A 2,095-nucleotide genomic window follows, 5' to 3' on the forward strand; every position below is an offset into this window, starting at 1 on the left:
AGATTAATAGATTCTCCTAAATTAAAAATATTATATGATGTTTACCACATGCAACTTAATGAAGGCAGAATATGTGATACTTTAACTAAATATATAGATACAATAGGTCATATACACATTGCAGATGCTCCAGGTAGACATGAACCAGGAACGGGAGAAATAAATTATTTTAATGTGATAAAACATTTAAAAGAATTGGGTTATAAAGAAAAAATTGGATTTGAATTATTTCCAAAAAATTCTACTAATGAAGCTGTAAGTAAGATAATGGAGATATTCGCCTAAATTTAGTGAAATATTATAATTATTTTAGATAACATATGCTGCAACGAAGACTATAAAAAAGTCTTCGTTGTGATTTATATAAACTTGTAAGAAGAACTTAATAAACTTTATTGATTTTAAGGAGGTTAATATGGGAAATAAGACAGACACTTTAAATAAATCATCATCTGTTGATATAACTACTCAAAAAATCACATTAGTACAAAAATTAGCATACGGTTCTGGAGATACCGCTTGTAACCTTGTTGCTGGGACATTAAATGCACTGTTATTTTTATTCTATACAGACTATGTTGGAGTCAACCCAGCTATAATAGGGGCAACTTTAGCATTTTCAAGGATATTTGATGGAATCTCAGACTTTACAATGGGAGTGATAATAGAAAGAACTAAATCAAAATATGGTAAAGCTAGACCTTGGTTAGTTTGGATGGCAATACCATATGCAATATGTTCAGTTTTAATATTTTTAATTCCACAAGGAAAGACAGATTTATATCACGCTATTTATATTTTTATTACATATAACTTAGCGACAACAGTATGTTATACTGCTATAAACTTACCTTATGGAGCTCTTGCACCTTTAATGACAAGATATCAAGATGAAAGAGCTTCATTAACAGTATTTAGAATGGCAATGTCACCAGTTGGTCGTATGTTATCAGTTTCATGTACACTACCATTGGTTAAAATTTTAGGAGATAATCAAGGTGCTTGGATTAAAGTTATGACTATGTGGACTATTCTTGCAATGGTTTTACTAGTATTCAACTTTATGAAATGTGAAGAAAAGGTTGTTGTCTCAAATGCACCAAAAGAAAATATACCAGTACTTACATCAGTAAAAATGTTATTTAAAAATAAATACTGGATATTTACTACTATATTATGGGGAATGACAGCATTTCATTATGCAATAGTAGGAACATTATTGCCATATTATAGTAAGTATGTATTGGGAAATGATGTTTTATATAGTACTTTATATACAATTGAAGTTGTAGTTTTATTCTTTGGAGCAATTTTATGCCCAACTTTACTTAAAAAGTTTTCTAAAAGAGATATATCTTTATATGGAGCTATACTTGCAGTAATAGCTCAAGTTGCAGCAATGGTAGGCCCTCAAACTTTTCAATGGCAATTCACAACTATTGTTTTTCGTTCTATAGGTGCAGCTCCATTAATAACGTTAGTGTTTGCTATGATGGCAGATTCTGTTGAATATGGTCAATGGAAAACTAGAGTAAGACAAGAAGGGATGATTTTTAGTGCTTCAGGAATAGGATTTAAGTTTGCATCAGGGATGACAACAGTAGTAATTGGTGCAATTTTATCGGCTGCTGGTTATATAACAACAGTTGCAGGACAAGAAGTTGTACAGCCTCAATCAGCTATAGATGCTGTAATAACTTCGTACCACTGGGGAATGATTTCAGTCTGGATAATTACATCAATAGTACTGATTTTTTATAAATTAGATAAAATATATCCAGATATAATGAAAGATTTAATGGAGAGAGAATCTAGAGGAGAAATGTAATCTAATATATTAAGAGAGAACGATAAGAATATTTTCTCAGGTATAATAGGGGAAATAAGTATATTTTAATATTTATAAATAAAAAGGTTTAGTTATATAATAATAGCTAAACCTTTTTGTTTTGCATCAAAGGATTAACTATACAGTGGCTTAGACGAAGTAAATTTTTTATTAAGTGTGATTTATTTCTCGTAAGTCACAATATAACTATTAACTATTATTGTATTATATCTTTGAGTTATTTTTTGATTTCATAATGTAGTAATA

Annotated in this window: 2 protein-coding genes; both read left to right on the plus strand. The window is 29.5% G+C overall.

Annotated elements, in window-relative coordinates:
• A partial coding sequence (locus J7G74_RS16265; RefSeq protein WP_297137321.1) for a TIM barrel protein occupies nt 1-285 on the plus strand: 285 nt, incomplete at its 5' end.
• Between the two features lie 130 nt (nt 286-415).
• Nucleotides 416-1,828, plus strand: coding sequence for an MFS transporter (locus J7G74_RS16270; protein WP_297137323.1), 1,413 nt, complete (start codon nt 416-418; stop codon nt 1,826-1,828).
• Nucleotides 1,829-2,095 lie beyond the last annotated feature (267 nt).

It is taken from the genome of Terrisporobacter sp., from assembly GCF_017888745.1.
Classification (GTDB): domain Bacteria; phylum Bacillota; class Clostridia; order Peptostreptococcales; family Peptostreptococcaceae; genus Terrisporobacter.